We start from the raw sequence: 24847 nt of genomic DNA on the forward strand, positions 1-24847 counted from the left end.
CTACCGCTACCGCGCCAGCAGGGTGCAGGCGCAGGTCGCAACCTACTATACCAAGTACAAGAACCGCATCGTCAGCGCGACTGACGCCGATCCGGCCAGCCCGACCTTCGGCACCTCGATCGATCGCAACGTCGGCGATGCGACATCGAAGGGCTTCGATGCGTCCGTCGCGTTCCAGCCGGTTCAGCAACTGTCGCTGTCGCCCTTCGTCTCGTACATCAAGAGCAAGATCAAGAACGACATTCTGGGCGCCAACAATGTGGTGCTGGTCCGCACCGGCGGCGCGGAATTCGTCGAAACGCCGAAGTGGCAGTGGGGCGGTCGCGCCGATCTCGACTTCGGATATGTTGCCCTCGGCGCGCAGTGGAAGCATGTCGGCAAGCGCTGGTCGACGGACGACAATGGTCGGACCCTGGCAACAACAACCGCGGCCGGCCAGACCGCGGGAACGCCGTTCGTGCTGACCGGGATCGGCAGCGCGCCCATCTCCGCCAACGGTGCAACGGACGCCTACGACACGGTGGACATCGATGCGCGGATCAGCCTCCAGCCGCTGGGCATGGAAAATACCTTCCTGTCGTTCCGCGTCGATAACGTGTTCAACGAATATTATCTGGGCAACATCACGACGGCGGCCACCCTGTCCGCAGCGCCGCGCTTCCGCGTCGGTTCGCCGCGGACCTGGCAGACGCAGATCCGCTTCGCCTTCTGATCGAGCGGTTTGTAGGAACGAAAGGGCGGCAGGGAAACCTGTCGCCCTTTCTGTTTCACTCCACCACTTCACCCATCTCCACGCCCCACAACTGGCTCGCTTCCACAAAGCCTGCCTTGCCGCCCACGTCGATCCGGCACCAGCCTGCGCTGCACTGGGACAGGCGGCCGATCACGCCAGCCTCCGCGCGCCATTGCACGGCGGCGCCGGTGGCGGGTGCGGTGCGGAGCGCGGCGATCCCGCCCTGCACCATCGCAGTGCGCTTGTCGGTCAGCAGCACCGACGCCATCCAGCCTTCGGTTCCATCCGGCTCGCGCACCTTGCGCCAGCTGTCGTGCACCGCCACCACCTTCAGCGGCAGGCCGATCCGGCGGTAGCGCCAGCTTGCGGGATATTCGCGCCCCGGGCCGTTGCGCATCAACGCATCGCCGGCGGTCAGCGACGCCCAATAGGGCAGCGGGCGTGGCGCCTGCGCCGGGGCGCTGCCACTGGCCATCGCCACGCAGATCGCCGCCATGATCCCGAACCGCGTCGTCATATCCCTGTCCTTGCACCATATCCGTCGGCTTTAGGCGCGCTGGCCACCGCTCGACAACCGTGATGCTTGACGCTGCCCGCGCGGAACGCCAAGCGCTGTGGTCATGGCCGCAACCGATCGTCCGCCCCATCCCCGCGTCGTCGCGACCCGCCGGCTGACCGACGGGATCGAGGCGCGCATGGCCGAACTGTTCGATTTCGTGTCCTCGCCCGACGATCAGCCGATGGACCGCGCGGCGCTGGCCACGGCGATGGCCGGGGCCGATGTTCTGGTGCCCACCATCGCGGACGAGATTGATGGCGACCTGATCCGCGGCGCCGGCCCGCGCCTGCGGCTGATCGCCAATTTTGGCGCCGGCGTCGATCACATCGATCTTGCTGCTGCGCGCGCCGCCGGGATCGTCGTCACCAACACGCCCGGCGTGTTGACGGAGGATACGGCGGACATGGCGCTCGCGCTGATCCTGTCGGTGCCGCGCCGGCTGGCAGAGGGGGAGAAGCTGGTCCGGTCCGGCCGCTGGGCGGGGTGGAGCCCGTGCGGCATGCTGGGCCACCGCATCGGCGGCAAGCGGCTGGGCATCATCGGCATGGGCCGCATCGGCCGCGCGATCGCCCGCCGGGCCGCGCCGTTCGGCCTGTCGATCGCCTATCACAACCGCCGCCGCCTGCCCGCGGCGGTGGAGGCGGATCTTGCCGCGACCTACTACCCCGATCTCGATGCGATGCTGGCCGATGTCGACATCGTGTCGATCAACTGTCCCCACACGCGGGAGACGCACCGGCTGATCGACGCGCGCCGGCTGGGCCTGCTCGGCCGCCACGCCTATCTCATCAACATCGCGCGCGGCGAGATTGTCGCGGAAGCCGCGCTGATCGATGCGCTGGCCTCGGGTGCGATCGCCGGCGCCGGGCTGGACGTGTTCGAACAGGAACCGGCCGTCGATCCGCGTCTGCTCGGCCTCGCCAATGTCGTGCTGCTCCCGCACATGGGATCGGCGACGTTCGAGGGACGGATCGCCACCGGCGACAAGACGATCGCCAATATCAGGGCCTGGATCGATGGTCATCGCCCGCCGGATCAGGTCCTGGACGGGTGGATCTGACGCCGGCTTTTCGCTGAACCTCCGATGAAGGAACCGGGTGGCTTTTGTGCCGTTGTTCCGGATGTGTTTCGATTTCGAAAGGGTGATCTCATGAAGACCAGCAAATATATCGTCGGTGTCGCCGCCATGGCGCTCGGCTTCGCCGCACCGGCCTCGGCGCAGAGCGCGGGTCAGCTGCTGAAGGGCGGCGCGATCGGCGGCGCCGGCGGCGCGGTGGCCGGCGCGCTGATCCCCGGTCTGTCGACCGGCAATGGTGCGTTGATCGGTGCCGCCGGTGGGGCCGCCTATACCGCGCTCAGCAAGAACAAGCGCTATTACCGCGACAATCGCGGCCGCCGCTACTCGCTCGATAAGCGCGGCCGTCGCGTCTATCAGCGCTGATCGCGACGGCTTCGGCCACAAGAAAGGGCGCTCATCCTTGGGATGGGCGCTTTTTTTGTCAGGAGCAGCTGCAGGCTACTCGGCCGATGGATCATAACAGAGCAGGTCAGCCGGCTGGCATTCCAATGTCCGGCAAAGCGCTTCCAGAGTGCTGAAACGGATAGCACGCGCCTTGCCGGTTTTCAGTATCGACAGATTGGCAGGGGTGAGATCAACCTGTTTGGCAAGGTCCGCCAGCGACAGCCGGCGTGCGATCAACAGCTGGTCCAGAGTTACGCGAACAGGCATCCGTCAGATCGTGCCCTCGACATCGTCCCGGAAGCGCATTCCCTCGCGGAATATCTCCGCCAGCACCAGCGCGAGCAGGGCCATCGCGGCGGCAGATCCATTTATGAATGCGTCGAGAAGACCGAGCGAAATCCGGATATCGATCGGGATCAACGGACTCAGAAGCGGACCGAAGCCATAGATTCCGCAGCCAAGGGCCAGCAGGCGTAGCCGTATGATGTTGGATGCGATGAACGGACCGCCTTTTTTCAGGCTGCGCACGATCCCGGCGATCGGCAGGATCATCAAGGCCGCAACCGCAACCATCGCGGCCTCTCTTCCGATGTAGATCAGACGTGCCCATAGATAGACGGTCGGCAACTCGAACCCCGCGATTGCCGTCTTCAGTGTATAGGCTTCCGGCCATTCCGAGGGGGCAAATAGCGCGATCACCAGCAGCCTCACGGCATCCACCGCGAAAAACAGCAAGAAGCCCGTTATCAGCCATGTGACAAGCTCAAGCAGCCAAACACTGACACCCCTCTTCATGAAGCGACTCCCCCCTAATATCGATAAACGATATGCTAGGTTGAGATCGGAATGAAGTCCAGGTCCACGATGAGCGACGATTTTCAGCCTAACTCCGCCAGCCACTCCGCCAGCAAGGCGCGTCCCGCCGCCACCGCGCCCGGACCCTTGGCCGCATACTCCGCGCGGATGGTGTCCGCGTCGGTACCCGCCGCCGCCATCTCCGCCGCGCCACCGTCGATCCAGCGTGCGATCCGTGGATCCTCGCCCATCTCCGGGTGGCATTGCAGCGCCAGCAGGGTGGGTCCGCGGCGATAGGCCTGGTGGCGATACCGATCGGTCGATGCCAGCAATTCGCATCCGTGGGGCAGGTCGAACGTATCACCATGCCAATGCAGCACCGGCACGTCGGCAAGGTGCCGCACCGGCGACGCCAACCCGGCCGCGTTCGGCGTCACCGACGCGAACCCGATTTCCGGCGCCGGCCCCTTGTACACGTCCGCGCCCAGCGCCGCCGCGATCAGCTGCGCCCCCAGGCAGACGCCCAGCGTCGGCAATCCCCCGTCCAGCCGTTCCGCGATCCGCGCGATCTCGCCCCCGATCCACGGATGTGCATCGCGATCATAGACACCCATCGGCCCGCCCATCAGCACCAGCAGGTCGGGCGACAGGAAATCGGCCTCACTGAACGTAGGGTCCAGCACGTCGATTCGCGCGAACGCATAGCCCGCCGCTTCGATCGGCTGGCGAAACCCGGCCGCGCCTTCGAACGAAGTATGCCGTACGATCAGCGCTTGCGGCATGCGATCAGTCTCCCGTCAGGATCCGGTCGACCAGTTGCTCGGTCGATGGCACGAACCCGTTCGAATAGAAGGGGTCCTTCTTGAACCGGAACGCCGAATGGCCGGCGAACATCAGGTTCTGCTCGATCGGTCCGCCATGGGCGATGTCCTGCAACGTCTTCTGGATGCAGAAACTCCGCGGATCGGCCAGCCGGCCGGTCGAATTGCCCTCTGTATCGGCCCAAGAGGAGAAACTGCACTGGCTGAGACACCCCATGCAATCCGCCTGGTCCTTGCGGATCGCCTTCATCTCCTCCGGCGTCACGAACACCAGCGTGTTGTCGGGCGTCTTCAATGCCGATGTGAAGCCCAGCATGTCCCATTCGCGCGCGCGGAGCAGATCGCCCCGCGTCACCCAGAAACTCTTGCCCTTCACCCCGACGTCGAGCTGATATTGATGATCGCCCGCCGCCTCGCCGCTGAACGCGATCTGGCGTTCGGATCGCGCCTCCAGATGGCGCAGGAACGGGTTGCGCACGGCCGACGAATAAAAGCCGGTGGGCGAGAAGCGGTGGAGCAGGATGTCGCCTTCCTCCAGCGTCATCAGCGCATTCTTCCATCCCTCCGGAATCGGGCTTTCGCGGGTCAGCAGCGGTCGCGTCCCGAACTGGAAGGCGATCGATCCCAGCTCGGGATTGTCGATCCAGTCGTTCCAGTCCTTCAGGTTCCAGACGCCGCCCGCCATCACGATCGGTACATCGTCCGAAATCCCCCCTTCGCGCATCGTGTCGCGCAGCGCTTTCACGCGCGGATACGGATCCTGCGGGACCAGCGGGTCCTCGGCGTTGGACAGCCCGTTATGCCCGCCCGCGCGCCACGGATCCTCATACACCACCGCGCCCAGATATTCGGACGCCTTGGAATAGGCGCGCTTCCACAGCGCCCGGAATGCCCGGCCGGACGAGATGATCGGCAGATAGCTGACGCCGTAGGACGCCGCGATCTCGCTCAGCTTGTACGGCATGCCCGCGCCGCAGGTGACGCCCGCGATCATGCCGCGCGTGCGTTCCAGCACCCCGTGCAGCACGCGTTGCGCACCGCCCATCTCCCACAACACGTTGATGTTGATCGCGCCCTTGCCGCCCGACATCTCGAATGCCCGGCGAACCTGCTCGACCGCACCGTCGATCGCATATTGCACCAGTTCCTCATGCCGCGCGCGCCGCGTCAACGCATGATAAACCTGCGGAATGATCTTGCCTTCCGGGTCGTAACTGTCGGCGTTCACCGCCGATACGGTGCCGATCCCGCCCGCCGCGGCCCACGCGCCGCTGCTCATATGGTTGGACACGGCAACACCCTTGCCGCCTTCGATCAGTGGCCAGACTTCGCGACCGCCATAGTGGATCGGCCTGATACCCTTGAACAACGAAATGCCTCCCGGTCGGGCTGATGCCCCAAATCCATACGCGTCCCCATATAACAGGGTTGCGGGGAAAGCACGTCAAAGCGCGATCGGACGCCGCGCCACCCGTTCGTACAGCGCATGATAGGCCGCGATCATCGCATCCTCGCGGTATACCGCCTCCGCCACCGCCCGGTTCGCGGCACCCAGCCGTGTCCGCAGCACCGGATCGTCCGCCAGCGTCGCCAGCGCCGACGCCAGCGGATCGGGGTCCGCGGCACCCACCACGAACCTCCGGTTCTCCCCCGCCACCATCGTCGCGACATCGCCCACATCCGGTGCCGCCACCGGCAGCCCCGCCGCCATCGCCTCCAGCACGGAAATCGGGAACTGTTCGCTTTCCGACGACAGCGCAAAGATGTCGAAATGCCCCAGCACCGCCGCCGGCCGCGCGTGGAACCCGGCCAGATGCACGCGGCCCGCAATGCCCAGCCGCGCTGCCTCCGCCGTGATCGCCGCCCGCTCCGGCCCTTCTCCGACGATCAGCAGCCGAACGTGCGCCGGCAACGCCGCCACCGCACGCACCAGCCGCGGCAAATCCTTGACCGCGCGCAATCCGGCAATCGTCCCGATCACCACGTCCCCCGGCATCGGCGCGAATCCGGGCAAGGGCGCCGGCGGCCCGCCATAGTGATCGACAGCGATCCCGTTCGCGATCCGGTGGATGCGCACCGCCGGTTGTTTCCAGATCGTGCCCGCGATCGCCTCCAGCCGCCGTGACGGCACCACCACCGCGTCGACGGCGCCCAGACCCAGCCGCCGGAACCACACCCGCTTGGGCTTCTGGCCCTGCGTCTCGTCGGCGTTGAACCCGTCCTCATGATGCACGATCGGCGGCATGCGCAGCACCGGCGCATGGATCCGCCGCGCCATCACCGCGTCCATCGCGCCCCAATTATAGGTCAGCACCAGATCGAAACCGGCCATATAACGCGCGAGCCGCCAATAGCGCGCGGGGGCGGGCTTGCCCTGCAACGACGGCGCATCGTCGGGGAATGTCACGCCGATCCCGTCCGCGATGGCCGCTTGCGCGCCCATCTGGTCCGGCATCGCGCTCAGCACGACATGGGTCGCCGCGGCGCCGAATGCGTTCATCAGCCGGACGGCACGCGCCTCCTTCCCGCCCAGTGCAAAGGTCGAATGCAGATGGAGGATGCGGATCGGGTTCATCGCGCGCTGCTGTAGCACCCGCCCGTTAACGCCGTCCCAAGCGTCAGGCCGCAACCTGCGCCAACAGCCGCGTGATCGCCGTGCGCACCTCCGGTTCGTCCAGCGTCGGGGCATGGCCGACATCTGCCACCGTCACCAGTTCGGCGCCGGCATGTCGCGCCACCATCGCGTCTGCCGTGGTGGCGGACAGCAGGTCCGACACCGCGCCGCGCACCAGCAGCAGCGGCACGTCCCGCAACGCGGCAAAGGCCGGCCACATATCCAGCGCGCCTTCGTTCGGAACCCGCATCGGCTCCGCGATGCACATGTCATAATCGAACACCACCCGCCCCGACGGCGTCAGCCGACACAACCGCTTCGCCATCGCCAGCCAGTCGCCGATCTCGAACGTCGGAAAGGCGGCGGCATTGGTTTCGGCGATCGCGCGCGCGGCGTGCAGCCAGGTTGGGAAGCTGGTATTCTTGCCGACATAATTCTTGATCCGCACCAGCCCGGCCGCTTCCAGCACCGGACCGATATCGTTCAGCACCGCGCCCGCGATCCGGTCGCCCCCGGTCGCCGCAAGCAACATCGTCAGGATGCCGCCCAGCGACGTGCCGATCGCCACGAACCGCTGGATGCCGATTGTCTCGAACAGCGCCTCCAGATCCTGCAGATAGACCAGCGGAACATAGCTCATGGGGTCCTTGGCGTAACCGCTTTCGCCGCGCCCGCGCAGCGAGACGCAGATCACCCGCCAGCCCGCCGCCGACAGGTCGGTCGCCAGCGCCTCGAAATCGCGGGGATTACGGGTCAGCCCGGGGATGCACAGGATCGGCGGGCGCGCCGCATCCCCCGGATAGTCGCGATAGTGCAACCGGATGCCGTCCTTCGACCACCAATAGCCGTCCGTCCACGCCGCCATGCTTGCACCCTTCATCGCCCGGCCCACATATCCCTTTATGCAGCCAAGCCCGCAACCCGCCGCCTATCGTCCCGAACGAACGATCCTGTCCCTGCCCGACACGCTCTACGATCCGGTCGTCGCGGCGAACTTCCCGGAAACGATCCTGCGCTTCCGCAACGATCGCCACGCCGCCACGGTCGGGCTCGATACGCTGACGCAGGCGGACTGGATCCGCCATTTCGGGCGGTTCGCTCCGCTTCCCGGCTCGCTGGAACAGCCGTTGGCGCTGCGCTATCACGGCCACCAGTTCCGCTATTACAATCCCGATCTTGGCGACGGCCGCGGTTTCCTGTTCGCGCAGCTTCGCGACGGGGCGGATCGGTTACTCGATCTCGGCACCAAGGGATCGGGCACCACGCCGTGGAGCCGGTCGGGCGACGGCCGCTTGACGCTGAAGGGTGGCGTGCGTGAAATTCTCGCGACCGAAATGCTGGAAGCGCTGGGCGTCCGGACATCCAAGACCTTCTCGCTCATCGAAACCGGGGAGGCACTGCACCGCGGCGACGAACCCTCCCCCACCCGCTCGGCGGTTCTCGTCCGGCTCAGCCACGGGCATATCCGCATCGGATCGTTCCAGCGGCTCGCCCATCTCGGTGACGCCGACAGCATGCGCGCGCTGGTCGAATATTGCCTGGTCCACCTGTACGGCGAAGAACCCGGCGACGCGCCGGAGGCGCAGCTGCTCGCCCATGTCGCGCGCGGGACCGCACGGCTGGCGGCGTCCTACATGGCGGCGGGGTTCGTCCACGGCGTGCTCAACACCGACAATATCGCGATCACCGCCGAAAGCTTCGATTATGGCCCGTGGCGGTTCGCGCCGCGATGGGAGGCCGGCTTCACCGCCGCCTATTTCGATCAGAACGGGCTCTACGCCTTCGGGCGCCAGCCGGCGGCGATCCACTGGAACGTGGTACAACTCGCCATCGCGCTCCGCACCCTGGCCTCGGCGGAGGCGCTGGCGCCGATGGTCGATCTCTACGCACCCGCCTATGAAACCGCGTTCCGCGATGCGATCCTTGCTCGGCTTGGTGTCCGGTCGCGGGGGGAAGCGGAGGATTTCGCGCTGCTCGGCGCGATGGAGGCGGCGCTGGCCGAAAGCGACACCGCGATCGATCGCTTCTTCTTCGACTGGCGCGGCGGCCGGCTGCGCACCGACACCGCCGCCTATGCCGATCCGCGGTTCGATGCGTTTCGCGACATCGCCGCCGGTTTCGGCCCCGCTGCGCCGCTGGACCTTCCCTATTGGTCCGATCCCGACCCCTGCGGCATGGCGATCGCGGAGGTCGAAGCGCTGTGGGCGCCGATCGCGGCCAGTGACGACTGGGCACCGCTGCAGACGAAGATCGCCGCCATCCGCCGCATGGGCGACGCGCTTCGCGGCTAAATACCGCGTTGCCAGCCCCCGTCCCGACCGCCAAGGTGCGCGCCGACATGACCAGTGAACTTATTTCCACCGAACCCGCCACCGGTGCTCTTCTCTGGCGCGGGCCGATCGGCGATGTCGATGCGGAGGTCGCCGCCGTCCGCGCCGGATGGATCGGCTGGGCCGCACGCCCGCTGACCGTCCGGGTCGAAACGCTGCGCCGCTTCGCCAACACCGTCCGCACCCGGGCGGAAGTGTTTGCGGACTTGATCGCGCGCGAAACCGGCAAGCCGATGTGGGAAGCCCGGACCGAGGTCGACAGCGTCATCGCCAAGGTCGACATTTCGGTCGCGGCCTATGCCGAACGCACGCCCCAACGTCGGCTGGAAGGGGCGATGGGCGCGCGCATCGCGGTCCGCCACAAACCGCATGGCGTGATGGCGGTGCTGGGGCCGTTCAACTTTCCGGCGCATCTGCCGAACGGGCATATCGTTCCCGCGCTGATCGCGGGCAACGGCATCCTGTTCAAACCGTCGGAGAAGACACCCGCCACCGGTGCCTTCCTTGTCGAATGCCTGCATGCGGCGGGCGTGCCCGAAAATGTCGTCCGCTGTGTGCAGGGTGGCCCCGCCACCGGCCGCGCGCTGGCGGGGCATGACGGAATCGATGGGCTGCTCTTCACCGGGTCCGCCGCCGCCGGCGCCGCGCTTCACCGCCAGTTCGCGGATATGCCGCACAAGATGCTGGCGCTGGAACTGGGCGGCAACAACCCACTGGTGGTGTGGGACACGCCGGACATCTACTCCGCCGCGGTGATCGCGGTGCAATCGGCCTATATGTCCGCGGGGCAGCGCTGCACCGCGGCCCGGCGCCTGATCGTGCATGACGGCGCGCATGACGCGCTGGTGGATCAGATCGGCCGGCTGATCGATCGCATCATCGTCGACGAACCCCATGCCAGCCCGGCGCCATTCATGGGGCCGGTGATCGACAATGACGCCGCCGACCGCGTGCAGGAAGCGTTTCTGGACCTGATCCTGGCCGGTGGCCGCGCGATCAAGCAGATGATCCGCCCCTCCCCCGACCACCCATTCCTCAGCCCCGCGCTGATCGACGTCACGGGGGTGCAGAACCGTTCCGATGACGAGATCTTCGGCCCGGTGCTGCAAATCGTGCGCGTTCCCGATTTCGATGCCGCCATTGCGGAGGCGAACGCCACCCGCTTCGGCCTGGCGGCGTCGCTGGTCAGCGGTACGCCCGAACTCTATGACCGCTTCTGGGCGAACATTCGTGCCGGCGTCGTCAACTGGAACCGTCCCACCAACGGCGCGCCGTCAAAGGCGCCGTTCGGCGGCGTCGGCCTGTCCGGCAATCACCGCCCCAGCGCCTATTATGCGGCCGATTACTGCGCCTATCCCGTCGTGTCGACCGAGGCGGAACAACCGCGCGCCTCGATGGGCATCGGCCTGCGCGACGGTTGACGGATGGGCGGGCAACTCCCCGCCCGCCACCGCGTTCACCCCGAACACCCCCGCCGGAGCATGTCCATGCCATATGTGAAGACCAAGGATTCGACCGATCTTTACGTAAAGGATTGGGGCAGCGGCCGGCCGGTCATCCTGCTCCATGGCTGGCCGCTGACCGCCGACAGCTGGGACGATCAGGCCCTCGCGCTCGCCCATGCCGGCCACCGCGTGATCTTTTACGATCGTCGCGGGTTCGGCCGGTCGGGGCAGCCATGGACCGGCTATGACTATGACACGCTGGCCGACGATCTGGCCGACGTGATCGACGCGACCGGCGTACAGGACGCCACGCTCGTCGGCTTCTCGATGGGCGGGGGCGAGGTTGCACGCTACATGTCGCGCCATGACGGTCGCGGCATCGTCCAGGCCGGGCTGATCTCCTCCGTCGCGCCCTACATGCTGAAGACGGACGACAATCCCCACGGCGTCGACGCCGGCATGTTCGATCAGATCCAGGCCGGCATCGCAAAGGATCGCCCGAACTTCATGGCGACCTTCGCGCAGCAGTTTTACGGCGTCGGCTGGATCTCCAGCCCAGTCAGCCAGGAGGTTCTGGACGACTTCACCCGCCAGGCGCTGATGGCCGGACTGAAAGGCACGCTCGATTGCGTCCATGCCTTCGGCACCACCGATTTCCGTCCCGATCTCGCGGCCTTCCGCGTACCGACGCTGGTCCTGCACGGCACCGATGACAGCACGGTTCCGATCGCTCCCACCGGCCGCGCTGCCGCCGCGGGCATCACCCAGGCGCAGTTGATCGAATATTCCGGCGCGCCGCACGGCCTGACCGTGACGGAAAAGGACCGTTTCACGGAAGACCTGCTGGCCTTCGTGAAGGGATGAACCTGCAATACGCGCAACCGGATACCGTGACCCTTTCGACCACCCGCCATCACCCCGGCGAAAGCCGGGGTTCACGGCCGACCGATCGGATCGGCCATCACGGCAATCCGTCGGCCGAGGTGAGGACAAGGACCGGACACTGCGTCTTTCCCGATGCAAATCGGAACCCGCCTTGCCGCCGCCGTCCCACCCCGCCTAGACACGCATCGTGACCAAGCCCCCCCATCCCCTCCGCTTTCCCGACTACCGGGCCTATCTGATCGCGCGCTTCTGTTCGACGCTCGCGCAGAATGCGATGGTCGTGGTGATCGGCTGGCAAGTCTATGATATTGCCCGCCGCACGATGGCGCCGAAGGAAGCCGCATTTCAGCTCGGGCTGATCGGCGTCGCGCAATTCGTGCCGCTGCTGCTGCTGACGCTCGTCGTCGGCTGGACCGCGGACCGGATCGACCGGCGCTGGATCGCGCGCGGCGCCGTGCTGCTGGAGGCGGGATGCGCCGGCACCCTGGCCTGGTTCGCCTGGACCAACAGCACCACATTGCCGATATTGTTCACGATCGCGGCGCTGCTCGGCGTGGCTCGCGCCTTTGCCGGTCCGGCGCTGGGTGCCCTCGCCCCCAATCTCGTTCCCGCCGCGATTCTTCCTACCGCGATCGCGCTCAGTTCGATCGCCTGGCAGACCGGCGGCATTGTCGGTCCGGCGGCCGGCGGCTATCTCTATGCGCACAGCCATTGGCTGCCCTTCGCCACCGCCACCGGGTTGTTTCTCATCACCTTCCTCGCGCTGATGGCGATCGGCCCGATCGCGCGCACCACGCTGGATCGCGGCGCCAATCCGTGGCGACAGATGATCGACGGTCTTCATTATGTCCGGCATAATCGCATCGTCTTCGGCGCGATCTCGCTCGATCTGTTCGCCGTTCTGCTCGGCGGGGCGACCGCGATGCTTCCCATCTATGCGCGCGACGTGCTCCATGTCGGGGCGGAGGGGCTCGGCCACCTCCGGGCCGCGCCCGCCTTCGGGGCGGCGGCGACCGCGCTGTGGTTCGCGTTCCGCCCTTTGAAACAGGATGTGGGGGTCAAGATGCTGGCCGCGGTCGGCGTGTTCGGTGCCGCGACCGTGGTGTTCGGGCTGTCCACCAACATGCTGCTGTCGCTCGCCTGCCTGATGCTGCTGGGCATCGCCGACATGTTCTCGGTCTATGTCCGGCAATCGCTGATCCAGTTGTCGACCCCGAACGAGATGCGCGGCCGCGTCGGCGCGGTCTCCTCGCTGTTCATTTCCGGATCGAACGAGTTGGGGGAGGCGGAATCGGGTTTTCTGGCCGCGCTGGTCGGTCCGGTCGCCGCGGTGGTCGCGGGCGGCGTCGGCGCGATGCTGGTCGCGGCACTCTGGTCGCGCTGGTTTCCCGAACTCCGCGCCGCACGCAGTTTCGACGCACCGCCGATAGAAAATCCGCCCCTCGATACGGCTCAGGAGACAAAGCCATGATCGCTGACAGCATCCTTTCGACCATCGGCAACACGCCGCACGTCCGAGTCGCGCGGCTGTTCCCGGATGCACAGGTCTGGATCAAGTCCGAACGGTCCAACCCCGGCGGTTCGATCAAGGACCGGATCGCACTCGCCATGATCGAAGCGGCGGAGGCGGACGGCCGGCTGCAACCCGGCGGCACGATCGTCGAGCCGACCAGTGGAAACACCGGCATCGGCCTCGCCATGGTCGCGGCGGTCAAGGGTTATACGCTGATCCTGGTCATGCCCGAATCGATGTCGATCGAACGCCGCCGGCTGATGCTCGCTTATGGCGCCACCTTCGATCTGACGCCGAAGGAAAAGGGGATGAAGGGTGCGATCGAACGCGCGCTGGAAATCGTCGACTCCACACCCGGCGCCTGGATGCCGCAGCAGTTTGAAAATCCCGCGAACATCGATGTCCATGTCCGCACCACCGCACAGGAAATCCTCACGGACTTTGCCGACACGCCGATCGACGCGATCATCACGGGCGTCGGCACCGGCGGCCATATCACCGGCGTGGCAGAGGTCCTGAAAAAGCAGTGGACCGCGCTCAAGATCTTCGCGGTCGAACCGACGCTGTCGCCTGTCATCTCCGGTGGCCAGCCCGGGCCGCATGCGATCCAGGGCATCGGCGCCGGCTTCATTCCGGCGAACCTCCACACCGATCTGCTCGATGGCGTGATCCAGGTCGATCCCGCCGCCGCCAAGGCCATGGCGCTGCGCTCGGCGCGCGAAGAAGGCATGCTGGTCGGCATCTCGTCGGGCGCCACGCTTCAGGCGATCGCGCAGAAGCTGCCCGATCTCGCCCCTGACGCGCGCATTCTCGGCTTCAACTATGACACGGGCGAACGCTACCTGTCGGTGCCCGAATTCCTGCCGGAGAAGTAACGGCCGCCGCGCCGGGCGCCCCGCGCCGCTTCACGCGCTTCGCGGCGTTGGACTGGTCCGGGCAGGCGGTGGCGCGCCCCCGGGGCATCACGCTCGCCGAATGCGCGGTCGGCGACGCCGCACCGGTCCTGATCGCGCCGGATCGTGGCTGGTCGCGGTCGGGCGTGCTCGATTGGCTGCGCGCCCATGCCGACGCGGCGACCGACCTGCTGATCGGCATCGACTTCTCGCCTGCGCTGCCCTTCCGCGATCGTGGCGCCTATTTTCCGGATTGGGGCGACAGCCCACCCGACGCCGCCGGCTTGTGGGCGATGGTGGACCGGCGCTGCCAGAACGAAGCGCATCTCTCCGCCTCCACCTTCGCCCGGCAGGCCCCGGCCGATCGCCATTACCGGCACGCCCATGCCGGCGCGGTCCTGTGCGGCGATCTGTTCGATGGCGGGCTCGGCCGGTTGCGGGTCGTTGAACAGCGCTGCCGTACGCTCGGTCTTGGCAATGCGATCAGCAGCTTCAACCTGATCGGCGCCGCGCAGGTGGGCAAATCCAGCCTCACCGGCATGCGCCTGCTCCACCATCTGGGTGGCCGCGTTCCGCTCTGGCCGTTCGCGCCTGTTCCCGACACCGGCCCGCTGATCGTGGAAATCTATACCACCATTGCCGCGCGTGCTGCCGGTCTGCCACCGGGTCGCAGCAAGATACGCGAGGCCGCAGCACTCGACACGGCGCTGGCGGCGCTCGGCACGCGCCCGCACGCGGCCCTGAACCGCTATGACGATCACGCCACCGACGCGGTCCTCGCCGCCGCCTGGCTCCGCCACGTCGCCTACGACGCGACCCTGTGGCGCCCGTCCCCGCTCGACCCGGCGCTCGCCCGCACGGAGGGCTGGACGTTCGGCGTCCCCTGACCCCTTGCCCCGCGCCCGCAGCCGGGGCATGGAGACACCGAAGCCGGGTTAGCTCAGCTGGTAGAGCAACCGCCTTGTAAGCGGTAGGTCGTCGGTTCGAGTCCGACACTCGGCACCATTTCGATCCCGAAGCGCCTTACGCCGCGACGCAAACCGGACGACCTTGATATCGTCCGCACGGGCGCGAACGAGGTCACCATGGCTTGCCGTTCCACGACGCGAGCATCACCTGTCGGGTGACACCCGGATGGCGGGCGACCTCCATCACCGTCACGGCCAAGCGGCGATGGTTTCCGCACTCAGCTAAAGCCTCGGAAAAACGTCAAAAGCGATCGACCGATCTTCCGTTCAGACGCTTTTACGTTCCCTGTTTCGGCTAAGGCACGAAGCAACTCGTCCCGGATACTGTCGGTCTGCACCGGATTCGTGCAGATTGCAGATCGTCATGCGTCAGGTGACACATGACGATTGGTCATCACTCCTTCGCCGTGCCCGGCTCCGCCATGTTGCGGTGCATATGCGCCAGCACCGGCGCCGGGGTGACGTGCGCGGCAGCGACCTGCAGCTTGTTCTTCCAGCCGGACACTATACTCGCCTTACCGGCTATCAGCGCGTTCCAGCCATCGCGCGCCACGGCGGCGGCGTCGCTCTTGCTGTCGGAGGTGCCGATATCGGTGTCCATCATGTCGGCGCGGTCGAAGAATTCGGTTTCGACGGGCCCCGGCATCAGCGTCGTGATCTGCACGCCCTTGGCATCTTTGATCTCGTCGCGGATCGCGTCGGTGAAACTGTCGACGAACGCCTTGGTGCCATTATAGACCGCCTGGAAGCTGCCCGGCATGAACCCCGCGATCGATCCGGTGACCAGCACCTTGCCATCGTCCCGCGCCACCATGTCGCGCAATACCTTTTGCAACAGGTACAGCGTGCCCGTGACATTGGTGTCGATCACGCGCCGCCAGTCTGCCACGTCTTGATCCAGGAACGCACGCCCCAGTCCGCGTCCGGCATTGGCGCACAGCAGGTCGATCCTCCGCCCACCGGCCGCCGCAAGCAGCGTGTCGACGCCGTCCAGCGTCGACAGGTCGGCCTCGACCGACTCCACGGAACCGCCGTGCAACCGGAAATCGGCGGCGGCCGCATCGATCAGCGGCTCGTCGGCCACGACCAATATGTCATAGCCATTTTCGGCGGCCAGGCTGGCCAGTTCGAACCCGATACCCGTAGAGGCACCGGTAACGATGGCGAATTTGCGATCGGACATATCCATTCTCCTCAAGCCGCGACCATGCCGGGTTTCAGCACGATCTTGGTCACTTCATTCTGCTGGTCGTGGAACATCCTGTACCCCTCCGGCGCCTGCTCCAGCGGCATCCGGTGGCTGATCAGGAACGTCGTATCGATCTTGTCCTCCAGGATCGCGTTCAACAGTCCCGGCAAATAGCGTTGGACATGGGTCTGCCCTGTCTTCAGCGTCAGCCCCTTTTCCATGAACGCACCCAGCGGAAACTTGTCGACGATTCCGCCATAGACGGCGGGCATCGACACACGCCCGCCCTTGCGGCACGCGACGATCGCCTGGCGGATGGCGTGGATACGGTCGGTCCCCAGGAAGGTCGACGCCTTGATCTGGTCGACCACATTGTCGACGAACAGGCCGTGCGCCTCCAGCCCGACGCTGTCGATCACCGCGTCCGGACCGATCCCGCCGGTCATCGCCAGCAACGCTTCATAAGTTTTTGTCTCTTCGAAGTTGATCGTTTCCGCACCGAACCGACGGGCAAGCGCCAGCCGGTTGGGAAAATGATCGATCGCGATCACCCGCTCCGCGCCCATCAGGAACGCGGACTGGATCGCGAACAGCCCGACCGGCCCGCACCCCCACACCGCCACGGTATCGCCGGGCTCGATGTCGGCATTTTCCGCGGCCTGCCATCCGGTCGGCAGGATGTCGGACAGGAACAGCACCTTGTCGTCCTCGATCCCGTCCGGGATGACGATCGGCCCGACGTCCGAAAACGGCACGCGCACATATTCCGCCTGCCCCCCCGCATAGCCGCCGGTCAGGTGGCTATAGCCGAACAGTCCCGACATCGGTTGTCCGTAGAGTTCCTGCCCGATATCCTGATTGTCGGACGGATTGCCGTTGTCGCACGCGGAATATTGCTGCTTCCCGCAATGGTAGCAACTGCCGCAGGAAATCGTGAACGGCACCACCACCCGCTGCCCCTTGGTCAGCGTGCTGCCGGACCCGGTCTCGACCACCTCGCCCATGAATTCATGGCCCAGAATGTCGCCGGCCTGCATCGTCGGGATGTACCCGTCGTACAGATGCAGGTCCGATCCGCAGATCGCGGTCGACGTGATCTTGATGATCGCGTCGCGCGGGTTGACGATTTCGGGATCGTCGACCGTATCGACGCGAACATCATGCTTCCCGTGCCAGGTCAGTGCGCGCATCGGTCAGTCCTTCTCATGCTGGGCTGCGCGGTTGCGCGCCGCGGTGGTGACCTCGCCGGTCTCCATCAACTGCTTGAACCGCCGCAGGTCACGCCGCACCTGGATGGCGGGTTCGCGCTGGAACATCTTGGCGATCACCTTGCCGACCACGCCGGCGGGGGGATCGTACAGGATCTGCGCGGTGACGATGGTGCCGCGGGCGCCGGCGTCGCGGAACGTGATCCGCCCGCTGTTCGGCACATCCGCGCCGTCGGCGGAGGCCCAGGCGATCAGTTCGCCCGGCTGCTCCTCAGTCACCACGGCGTCCCACTCCACCGTCTTGCCGGCAGGGGCCTTCACCACCCAATGCGATCGGCGCGCGTCCAGCACATCGATCCGCGCGACATTTTCCATGAACGTCGGCAGCTGCGCGAAGTCCCGGAAATAGTCGAACAGCGCCTGCCGCGGCCGGTTGATCGTGACCACGAAACCGGTCAGCGCATCGCCGCGGGGTACCAGACCCATGGTGGCCGCGGCATCATCGCCCGCCACGGTCTTGGACGTCACAAGGGGTGCGTCATCCGCATGGGATGCCGGTGTCGTTTCCATAAATCCTCCTGGATATAGTGGCTTAACGAAGGATGTCCGGGGACGTTCCCCACCGCCCTGCCCCCGTGCCGCTGCTCCTGAAAACGCACCAACCTAAGTTTCTCGGGCTGTTTTCGGGCGAAACAATCCGCGCGGCCTGCGTTCCCACCGCCATGCCGATGCCGATGCCGAAGGAGCACGCATGGACGACCCCACCCGATATCGCCGGCCGCATCGCGCCGGCCCGCTGTTCGCGCTTGGCGCGGTCGCGCTTGGTGCCTGGGCGTGGACGCGGGCCGCGCGGCGTGCCCCGATGCTGGCGACGCGCACGCGTGATCGCCTGACCCACGGCCAATCGTCACCGCCGACGGCGCCGGCCGTCGCACCACCGGGGCTCTGACATGCGCATCCATCATCTCAACTGCGGCACCTGCTGCCCCATCGGTGGTCGGCTGTTCGATGGCGATAGCGACGGCGTCCGCGCGCATCTCGTCTGTCATTGCCTGCTGATCGAAACCGACGATGCCGGGCTGGTGTTGATCGATACCGGCTTTGGCACCCGCGACATCGCCCGCCCGCGCCAGCGGCTGTCCGATTACTTCCTCGCGCTCAACAACATACAGCTGCGCGAACGCGAAACTGCCGTGGCGCAGGTCCGCGCGCTTGGCTTCGATCCGCGCGACGTGCGGCACATCATCGTCAGCCACCTGGATTTCGACCATGCCGGGGGGATCGAGGATTTCCCCGACGCCTGCGTTCACGTCACCGCGCGCGAAAAGGAAGCGGCGGATGCACGGGACGGCGGCGTGTTTGTCGCGCGCAAGCGCTATCGCCCGCAACAGTGGAATGATGCGCAACATTGGGCGCTCTATCCGTTCGGCGGCGGCGAACGCTGGTTCGGGTTTGATGCCGTCCGCGATCTCCGCGGCCTGCCGCCTGAAATCCTGCTGGTGCCGCTCGCCGGCCACAGCTGGGGCCATGCCGGCGTCGCGATCCGTGAAGCGGGCGGCACCTGGCTGTTCTACGCCGCCGACGCCTATTTCCACCATGGGGAGGTCGGCAGCGCACGGCGCGACTGCCCGCCCGGCCTGCGCGGCTATCAAAGGATGATGGATGTCGACCGCCGCGCCCGCCGCACCAACCAGGCGCGCGTCCGGCAATTGTCGCTCGATCACGCGAACGACGTCCGCATCTTCTGTGCGCATGACGTACTCGAATACGAAACCCTCGACCAGCAACCCTGACCGGAGACCGACATGACCGATTATCCGACGCCACCCTTCCCTGATCAGCCGCAATCGATGCCCGGCAGCACGCCGGCAATGGATCCCGTGCCCGACCATGGGGAAACCAGCTATCGCGGCTCGAACCGGCTTGCAGACAAGAAGGCGATCATCACCGGCGCCGACAGCGGCATCGGCCGCGCCGTCGCACTCGCCTTTGCGCGCGAAGGGGCCGATGTCCTGATCTCCTACCTCAGCGAGGATCAGGACGCGGAGGAAACGAAGCGTCTGGTGGAAGAGGCCGGCCGCACCGCCATCCTCGTCCCCGGCGACATCCAGCAGAGCGCACATTGCCGCGCGATCGTCGACAAGGCGGTTGCGGCGTTCGGACGCGTCGACATCCTCGTCAACAATGCCGCGCACCAGGCCACGTTCGACACCATCACCGATATTCCGGACGAGGAATGGGAAGCCACCTTCCGCACCAACATCCACGCGATGTTCTTCCTGGCGAAGGCCGCGGTCCCGCACATGCCGAAGGGTGGCGCGATCGTCAACACCACGTCGATCAACGCCGACAACCCCAGCGAACAATTGCTGGCCTATGCCACCACGAAGGGCGCGATCCAGAATTTCACCGGCGGCCTGGCGCAGTTGCTGGCCGAACAGGGGATCCGCGTGAACTGCGTCGCGCCCGGTCCGGTCTGGACCCCGCTGATCCCGTCGACCATGCCGCCGGAAAAGGTGCGGACATTCGGGCAACAGGTGCCGTTCGGCCGCCCCGCCCAGCCGGTCGAACTCGCCCCGGCCTATGTGATGCTGGCCAGCGACGAAGCCAGCTACATCTCCGGTGCGACGATCGCCGTCACCGGAGGCAAGCCCTTCATCTGACCGTCGGGGCCCGGTACGCGCGGTGGTCAACCTGCGCGGCCAGGGCGGCATAGTCCGGAAAGGTCAGCAATCCGCTTTCCAGGACGACCGCCCGGTCCCGGCGCAGCGCCTTTAACGTCCGGTTGACGTGGACACTGGTCAGCCCAAGCGCATCGGCCAGTGTCTCCTGCGTGATCGGCAGGGTCATCTCATGATCGGTCGCCAGACCGGCGAGTTCCATGCGGTCGTACATTTCCAGGAACAGGTCGGCGATCCGTTCATAGGCGGTCAACCGGCCGAGCCGGGTAACCTGATTCAGCAGGTAGAAATCGTCCATTGCGCCCGCCAGGGCATAGGCCTGCGCCAGGCCGGGCGTCGGTGTCGGTTCCGTCCCCGGCATCTCGCAAATCTCGACCTGCGTCAGCGCCAGCGCGCTGGCCGAAGCGATCGCATGGTCGGTCCGACACAGTCCGACCAGGTCGCCCGGCAGGATGAAGCCCAGGATCTGACGCCGGCCGTCGGACAGCACCCGGAACCGGCATGCCCATCCCGACAGCAGCAGCAACGGGCGCGGCACCGGCTGCCCCTCGCTCAGAAACTCGCGATAGGGCGACACGCGCCGGCGGTTGCGCGTGCTGCGATCCAGCAGGGCATGTTCCGCTTCGGACAGGGTCGCCAATCCGGAGATCCTGGCCTGCGCGGAATGCGGGGGATGAATGGCATGCGCGTTCAGCGTCATTTGGGCGTTCCCTGTGTCTGGCCCGCTCCGGCGGGCGGTGCCGCAAGGTCGGCAAGCAACCGGACGGCCTGGTTCAAGGTGTATGGCTTTAACAGACGCGCAACGCCGCGATACTGTTCCGGTATCGACCAATGATCATAACCGCTTGCCATGCCGAACGGGATGCGGCGTTCCATCAACACGTCGGCGACCGGATAGGACATCACTCCATCCAGGTTGATGTCCAGCAGCGCCGCATCCAGCGGTTCGGTCTTCGCCAGTTCCAGTCCCTGATCCAGCGTCTGCACGGGCCCCACCACCCGCACCGCCGCCCGCGTCAGGGCGCGGCGCAGATCGTCGGCCATGAAATACTCATCCTCTATGATCAGGATGCGCTTGTCGGCCAGGCGTTCCGCCGGGGTCTTCATACCATCGTCCCATCATCTGCTTCGTCGGAATCCGGCCGGGCCGCGATCGGGATGTTGATCGAGCATCGCACCCCGCCCGGCGCGAACTCCAGCGCCGTGGTCGCGCCCAGTTGGTACGGCAAGGCATGTTCGATCAGTTCGCGTCCGAACCCGCTGCGCGCCGGTTCGGTCGGGACGACGGGAACCCCGCTTTCCTGCCATTCCAGCAACAGCCGGCTACCGCTGGATCCGGGCTGGACGGACCAGATGACGTCCAGATGCCCGGTCCGCGCGGACAACGCGCCATATTTGGTCGCGTTGGTTGCCAGTTCATGGATGGCCAGGCTGATCGTCTCCGCCGTCTTCTGTTGCAACAGCACGGCGGGACCGTCGATCCGGACGCGCGGCCCGTCGCTCGCTCCCAGGCTCAGCAATTCGTCGCGGATCAGTTCTTCCAGGTCGACGCGGCCGGTGGGCGTCCGGGACACCACCGTCTGCGTCCGCGCCAGCGCGCCCATCCGTCCCAGGAAATGCTCGGCCATCTCCGTCGACGATCCGCCGGCATCGAAGGTTCGGGAAAAGATTGATCGCACCACCGCCAGGATGTTCTTCACCCGGTGCTGCAATTCCCCCATCAGGATCTTCTGATGCTCGGTCGCCATGCGCAGCGCATCGATATCCATGATCGATCCCGACCAGCGCCGAACCTCGGATTCATCCTCTTCGATCGCGTCAGACCGGATCATCATCCACCGGAATCCGCCCGTGGCGGCCCGCATCCGGCATTCGACTTCGAACATCGTGTGCGTGCTTGCCGCCACCTGCCAGCCATCGCGCACCCGGGCGATATCATCGGGATGGACGGCGGTCATCCAGCCGTCGCCGATCGCCTGGGCCACGGTCGTGCCGGTCAGGTCTGCGAAGCGTTCGTTGACATAGTCGAACCGGAACTCGGCATCCGCGGTGAACAGCACGATCGGCACCGCACGCGCCATCGTGCGGAACCGTTCCTCCGACAGGCGCAGCGCCTTCTCCGCCTCCACCGTCGCGGTGATGTCCAGAAAGGTGATGACCACGCCGGCGATGAAATTGTCGACCGACCGATAAGGCAGTATCCGCGCCAGATAGCGTGTCGAAGACCGCGGGTCGCTCACCTCACGTTCGATCGTGGTCAATGTCCGCATGACGCGCCGGACATCGTCCACCAGCAGCTGGAAATCGATCCGCCCGGCAATGTGCAGGATCGGCCGCCCGATGTCGCTGTCGATCAGGTGGAAAATCTCGGTCAGCGCGGGCGTGAAGCCGCGGACATGCAGGTCATTGTCCAGGAACGCCGTCGCGATCTGCGTGCTTTCCAGCAGGTTCTTCAGGTCCGAATTGACATGGCCCAGATCGTGGATCCGGTTGGCCAGTTCGCTGTTGGCGGTCTGCAGCTCCTCGTTGACGGACTGCAGCTCCTCCTTCGACGTCTCCAGTTCCTCGTTCGCGGACTGGAGTTCCTCGTTGACCGACTGATATTCCTCGTTGCTGGACTTCAGCTCCTCGTTCGTGCTTTCCAGCTCCTCGATCGTGGATTGCAGGCGTTCGCGGCTGATGCGCAGGTCGCGTTCCAGCCGGCGGACATGCTCGTCGCGGATCGTTGACGGCGCCGGCTCCGGATCGGGGCTCTCCGTGACGGTCTCGCCGTCGCGGAACAGCACGACGAAACTCGGATATTCTCCATAAGCCAGATCGATCGGCTCGACGATGATGTGGACGAACCGGCTTTCCTGATCCGACAGCGCCATTCGGATCGGGGGCGACATCACGATCGTCCGGTCCGCGATCGCGCGGTGCAGCGCCGCGCGCAGGTCCAGACGCAGGTCGCGGTGGATCAACCCCATGATGTTCAATGTGGCCGTGCCCGGCGACGGGTTCAGGTAACGACCGGTCCGACCCGAAAAATGCAGGATGTCGAACTGCGCATCGACGATGACATAGGCCGGCGCGTGCCGTTCCGCGATCCGCTCCGCCCGCCGGCTCAACGCATTCTCGCTCTGCGGCGTCACGACCGGTGTGATGTCGGGGATCGATCGGCTGCGGATCGCGGTCAGCGGGAAATCGGTCAGCCCGCGCATCCCGGTTTCGATCCGCCGGAAAATCCGGCAACGGCGATCGATCGGCGCGAACAGCTTGGAATGCCGCGTCACATTCTCCGAATTGCCCAGGAACAGATACGCGTCGGGCAACAGCGCGAAATGAAACAAGGGGATGACCCGGTTCTGCAGGTCCAGATCCAGATAGATCAACAGGTTGCGGCACGAAATCAGGTCGAGCTTTGAAAAGGGCGCATCCTTGATCAGGTTATGCTGCGAAAAAATGCACATCTCGCGCAATTCGCGCACCACGCTGTACGTCTCGCCTTCGCGCACGAACCAGCGGGACAGACGCTGCGGGCTGACATGCCGGGCGATCGTGCCCGCGAACCGGCCGACCCGTGCCGACGCCAGCGCCCGCGCGTCGATGTCCGTTGCGAAGATCTGGACCTCCGGTGGGCTTTCCATCGTCGCCATATGCTCGCGCAACAGGATCGCCAGCGAATAGGCTTCTTCTCCGGTGGCACAGCCCAGCACCCACACCCGCACCGAATCGACGGCCGATTTGCCCTCGAACATGCGGGGCACGACCTCCTTCTCCAGCGTCTCGAACTCCCGTGCGTCGCGGAAGAACTGGGTGACGCCGATCAGCATGTCGTTGAACAGCAGCTGCGCCTCGTCCTTGCTGTCGCGAAGATGCTCGATATAGGCATCGGCGGTTTCGCAACGGCGCACCTGCATCCGCCGCTGCACCCGGCGCATGAACGTGTTCTGCTTGTACCCATGAAAATCATGGCCGGTGCGGTTGCGCAGGATCGTCGCGATCTGGCCCAGTTGCACGGTGATCCGCCGGCGCTCCGCATCCGCGATGTCGTCGGCCCGCATCTGGCGCAGATAGCGTTCATATTCGGCCAGGCAGTCGCCGATTTCCTCGACCGGCAGGACATAGTCGGCGATGCTGGTCGCCGCGCCGATCGTGACCGACTTGGGCGGCCCCCCCTCGGTCCGACGTTCGGCGATCACCAGCCCGCCATGTTCCTTGATCGCGGTCGCGCCCAGTGTGCCGTCGCCGCCGGCGCCCGCCAGCACGACGATCACAGCGCGCTCGCGCTGCGCTTCGCCGACGCTGACCAGCAGGGAGTCGATCCGTCCGGCGGCATCGCCGTCACCCGCCGATTGCGTGACCGTGAAATGGTCGTTGGCCAGCGTGACGATGTCGGCATCGCGGGCCAGATATACCGCACCCGCCCGCACCGCTTCGCCGTCATCCATCGGCATCAGCGGCCGGCCAAGACCATCGGCCAGCGTCGCCATGATCGCCTGATCATCGGGCAGATCGGCATGCGTCAGGCATAGCAGCACCGCGACATCGCGCAGATCCTGACGCGCCAGGATGGCGGCGACGCCCTCACGGTCGGACCACGCGGCACCGATCGCGATGCAGAGCGATGGCACGGGCCCGGGATGCGGGCGCTTCCCGGCCGTCTGGTCGTTGCCGTCGTCGTCCGCCATCTGTCATGTCCCGTAATCGCTGATCGGCTTTAGACAAGATGCGCGCGCTTGTCGCGGCTGCCGCCCCGCGGTCGTTCC

The 24847-nt window shown here is 66.1% G+C and carries 25 protein-coding genes and 1 tRNA gene; 13 read left to right on the forward strand and 13 right to left on the reverse strand.

The annotated features are described in order from the left end of the window. On the forward strand, positions 1–712 hold a 712-nt coding region (locus VF649_RS11390; RefSeq protein WP_331012075.1), incomplete at its 5' end, for a TonB-dependent receptor domain-containing protein. Between the two features lie 55 nt (positions 713–767). Here the strand turns inward: VF649_RS11390 and VF649_RS11395 are convergent. Then, positions 768–1250: an SH3 domain-containing protein gene (locus VF649_RS11395; protein ID WP_331012076.1), complete on the reverse strand. Its 483-nt coding sequence runs from the start codon at positions 1248–1250 to the stop codon at positions 768–770. Between the two features lie 103 nt (positions 1251–1353). Between VF649_RS11395 and VF649_RS11400 the strand changes: the two genes are divergently transcribed. Both VF649_RS11400 and VF649_RS11405 read left to right on the forward strand, forming a co-directional pair. Then, on the forward strand, positions 1354–2352 hold the full coding sequence (locus tag VF649_RS11400) for a D-glycerate dehydrogenase (protein WP_331012077.1): 999 nt from the start codon (positions 1354–1356) through the stop codon (positions 2350–2352). A gap of 90 nt (positions 2353–2442) precedes the next feature. Next, a complete protein-coding gene (locus VF649_RS11405; RefSeq protein ID WP_331012078.1) occupies positions 2443–2733 on the forward strand; it encodes a hypothetical protein in 291 nt (96 codons plus the stop codon). 75 nt (positions 2734–2808) lie between these two features. Here VF649_RS11405 and VF649_RS11410 read toward each other — a convergent pair whose 3' ends face one another. The 6 genes from VF649_RS11410 to VF649_RS11435 form a co-directional block, all read right to left on the reverse strand. Further along, the gene (locus VF649_RS11410) at positions 2809–3021 is read right to left on the reverse strand and encodes a helix-turn-helix transcriptional regulator (RefSeq protein WP_331012079.1); all 213 of its coding nucleotides are present in this window, start codon (positions 3019–3021) and stop codon (positions 2809–2811) included. 3 nt (positions 3022–3024) lie between these two features. Then, positions 3025–3549, reverse strand: coding sequence for a hypothetical protein (locus tag VF649_RS11415; RefSeq protein ID WP_331012080.1), 525 nt, complete (start codon positions 3547–3549; stop codon positions 3025–3027). An 83-nt stretch (positions 3550–3632) separates the two neighbouring features. Beyond that, positions 3633–4331, reverse strand: a complete 699-nt coding sequence (locus VF649_RS11420) for a glutamine amidotransferase (RefSeq protein WP_331012081.1) — start codon at positions 4329–4331, stop codon at positions 3633–3635. A 4-nt stretch (positions 4332–4335) separates the two neighbouring features. Then, on the reverse strand, positions 4336–5739 hold the full coding sequence (locus VF649_RS11425; protein ID WP_331012082.1) for an NAD(P)H-dependent flavin oxidoreductase: 1404 nt from the start codon (positions 5737–5739) through the stop codon (positions 4336–4338). 75 nt (positions 5740–5814) lie between these two features. After that, a complete protein-coding gene (locus tag VF649_RS11430) occupies positions 5815–6945 on the reverse strand; it encodes a glycosyltransferase family 4 protein (protein WP_331012083.1) in 1131 nt (376 codons plus the stop codon). A 43-nt stretch (positions 6946–6988) separates the two neighbouring features. Further along, on the reverse strand, positions 6989–7849 hold the full coding sequence (locus VF649_RS11435) for an alpha/beta hydrolase (protein WP_331012084.1): 861 nt from the start codon (positions 7847–7849) through the stop codon (positions 6989–6991). Positions 7850–7886: 37 nt separating this feature from the next. Between VF649_RS11435 and VF649_RS11440 the strand changes: the two genes are divergently transcribed. From VF649_RS11440 to VF649_RS11470, 7 genes are all read left to right on the forward strand, one after another. Beyond that, a complete protein-coding gene (locus VF649_RS11440) occupies positions 7887–9275 on the forward strand; it encodes a protein adenylyltransferase SelO family protein (protein WP_331012085.1) in 1389 nt (462 codons plus the stop codon). A 47-nt stretch (positions 9276–9322) separates the two neighbouring features. Beyond that, entirely contained in the window at positions 9323–10735 is a 1413-nt protein-coding gene (astD, locus tag VF649_RS11445; RefSeq protein ID WP_331012086.1) for a succinylglutamate-semialdehyde dehydrogenase, read from the forward strand. Between the two features lie 66 nt (positions 10736–10801). After that, a complete protein-coding gene (locus tag VF649_RS11450; protein WP_331012119.1) occupies positions 10802–11623 on the forward strand; it encodes an alpha/beta hydrolase in 822 nt (273 codons plus the stop codon). 208 nt (positions 11624–11831) lie between these two features. Continuing rightward, the gene (locus VF649_RS11455; RefSeq protein WP_331012087.1) at positions 11832–13115 is read left to right on the forward strand and encodes an MFS transporter; all 1284 of its coding nucleotides are present in this window, start codon (positions 11832–11834) and stop codon (positions 13113–13115) included. After that, positions 13112–14032: a cysteine synthase A gene (cysK, locus tag VF649_RS11460; protein ID WP_331012088.1), complete on the forward strand. Its 921-nt coding sequence runs from the start codon at positions 13112–13114 to the stop codon at positions 14030–14032. Before VF649_RS11455 ends, cysK begins: the two co-directional genes overlap by 4 nt. Before the next feature lie 68 nt (positions 14033–14100). Continuing rightward, positions 14101–14937 carry a hypothetical protein gene (locus VF649_RS11465; RefSeq protein WP_331012089.1) on the forward strand — a complete coding sequence of 279 codons (837 nt, stop codon included), beginning with the start codon at positions 14101–14103 and terminating at the stop codon, positions 14935–14937. A gap of 42 nt (positions 14938–14979) precedes the next feature. Next, positions 14980–15055 (forward strand) — tRNA-Thr (locus VF649_RS11470). Between the two features lie 357 nt (positions 15056–15412). Here VF649_RS11470 and VF649_RS11475 read toward each other — a convergent pair. From VF649_RS11475 to VF649_RS11485, 3 genes are read right to left on the reverse strand one after another with little or no spacing between them, the layout of a single operon-like run. Continuing rightward, positions 15413–16201, reverse strand: a complete 789-nt coding sequence (locus tag VF649_RS11475; RefSeq protein ID WP_331012090.1) for an SDR family NAD(P)-dependent oxidoreductase — start codon at positions 16199–16201, stop codon at positions 15413–15415. Between the two features lie 11 nt (positions 16202–16212). Next, the gene (locus VF649_RS11480) at positions 16213–17397 is read right to left on the reverse strand and encodes a zinc-dependent alcohol dehydrogenase (protein WP_331012091.1); all 1185 of its coding nucleotides are present in this window, start codon (positions 17395–17397) and stop codon (positions 16213–16215) included. A 3-nt stretch (positions 17398–17400) separates the two neighbouring features. Continuing rightward, positions 17401–17901: an SRPBCC family protein gene (locus tag VF649_RS11485; RefSeq protein WP_414713671.1), complete on the reverse strand. Its 501-nt coding sequence runs from the start codon at positions 17899–17901 to the stop codon at positions 17401–17403. Positions 17902–18166: 265 nt separating this feature from the next. On the opposite strand from VF649_RS11485, the gene VF649_RS11490 reads away from it, so the two are divergent. The 3 genes from VF649_RS11490 to VF649_RS11500 are packed head-to-tail and all read left to right on the forward strand — an operon-like array spanning position 18167 to position 20078. Then, entirely contained in the window at positions 18167–18364 is a 198-nt protein-coding gene (locus tag VF649_RS11490) for a hypothetical protein (RefSeq protein WP_331012093.1), read from the forward strand. 1 nt (position 18365) lies between these two features. Beyond that, positions 18366–19208: an MBL fold metallo-hydrolase gene (locus tag VF649_RS11495; RefSeq protein ID WP_331012094.1), complete on the forward strand. Its 843-nt coding sequence runs from the start codon at positions 18366–18368 to the stop codon at positions 19206–19208. Between the two features lie 12 nt (positions 19209–19220). Further along, a complete protein-coding gene (locus VF649_RS11500; protein ID WP_331012095.1) occupies positions 19221–20078 on the forward strand; it encodes an SDR family oxidoreductase in 858 nt (285 codons plus the stop codon). On the opposite strand, the gene VF649_RS11505 is transcribed toward VF649_RS11500, so the two are convergent. The 3 genes from VF649_RS11505 to VF649_RS11515 are packed head-to-tail and all read right to left on the reverse strand — an operon-like array spanning position 20071 to position 24769. After that, entirely contained in the window at positions 20071–20796 is a 726-nt protein-coding gene (locus tag VF649_RS11505) for a Crp/Fnr family transcriptional regulator (protein ID WP_331012096.1), read from the reverse strand. The genes VF649_RS11500 and VF649_RS11505 overlap by 8 nt on opposite strands. After that, positions 20793–21203 carry a response regulator gene (locus VF649_RS11510; RefSeq protein ID WP_331012097.1) on the reverse strand — a complete coding sequence of 137 codons (411 nt, stop codon included), beginning with the start codon at positions 21201–21203 and terminating at the stop codon, positions 20793–20795. Before VF649_RS11510 ends, VF649_RS11505 begins: the two co-directional genes overlap by 4 nt. Continuing rightward, complete coding sequence (locus VF649_RS11515) at positions 21200–24769, reverse strand: CheR family methyltransferase (protein ID WP_331012098.1); 3570 nt, start codon at positions 24767–24769, stop codon at positions 21200–21202. Before VF649_RS11515 ends, VF649_RS11510 begins: the two co-directional genes overlap by 4 nt. Positions 24770–24847: the final 78 nt, after the last annotated feature.

Source organism: Sphingomonas sp. (assembly GCF_036387535.1).
Taxonomy (GTDB): domain Bacteria; phylum Pseudomonadota; class Alphaproteobacteria; order Sphingomonadales; family Sphingomonadaceae; genus Sphingomonas_R.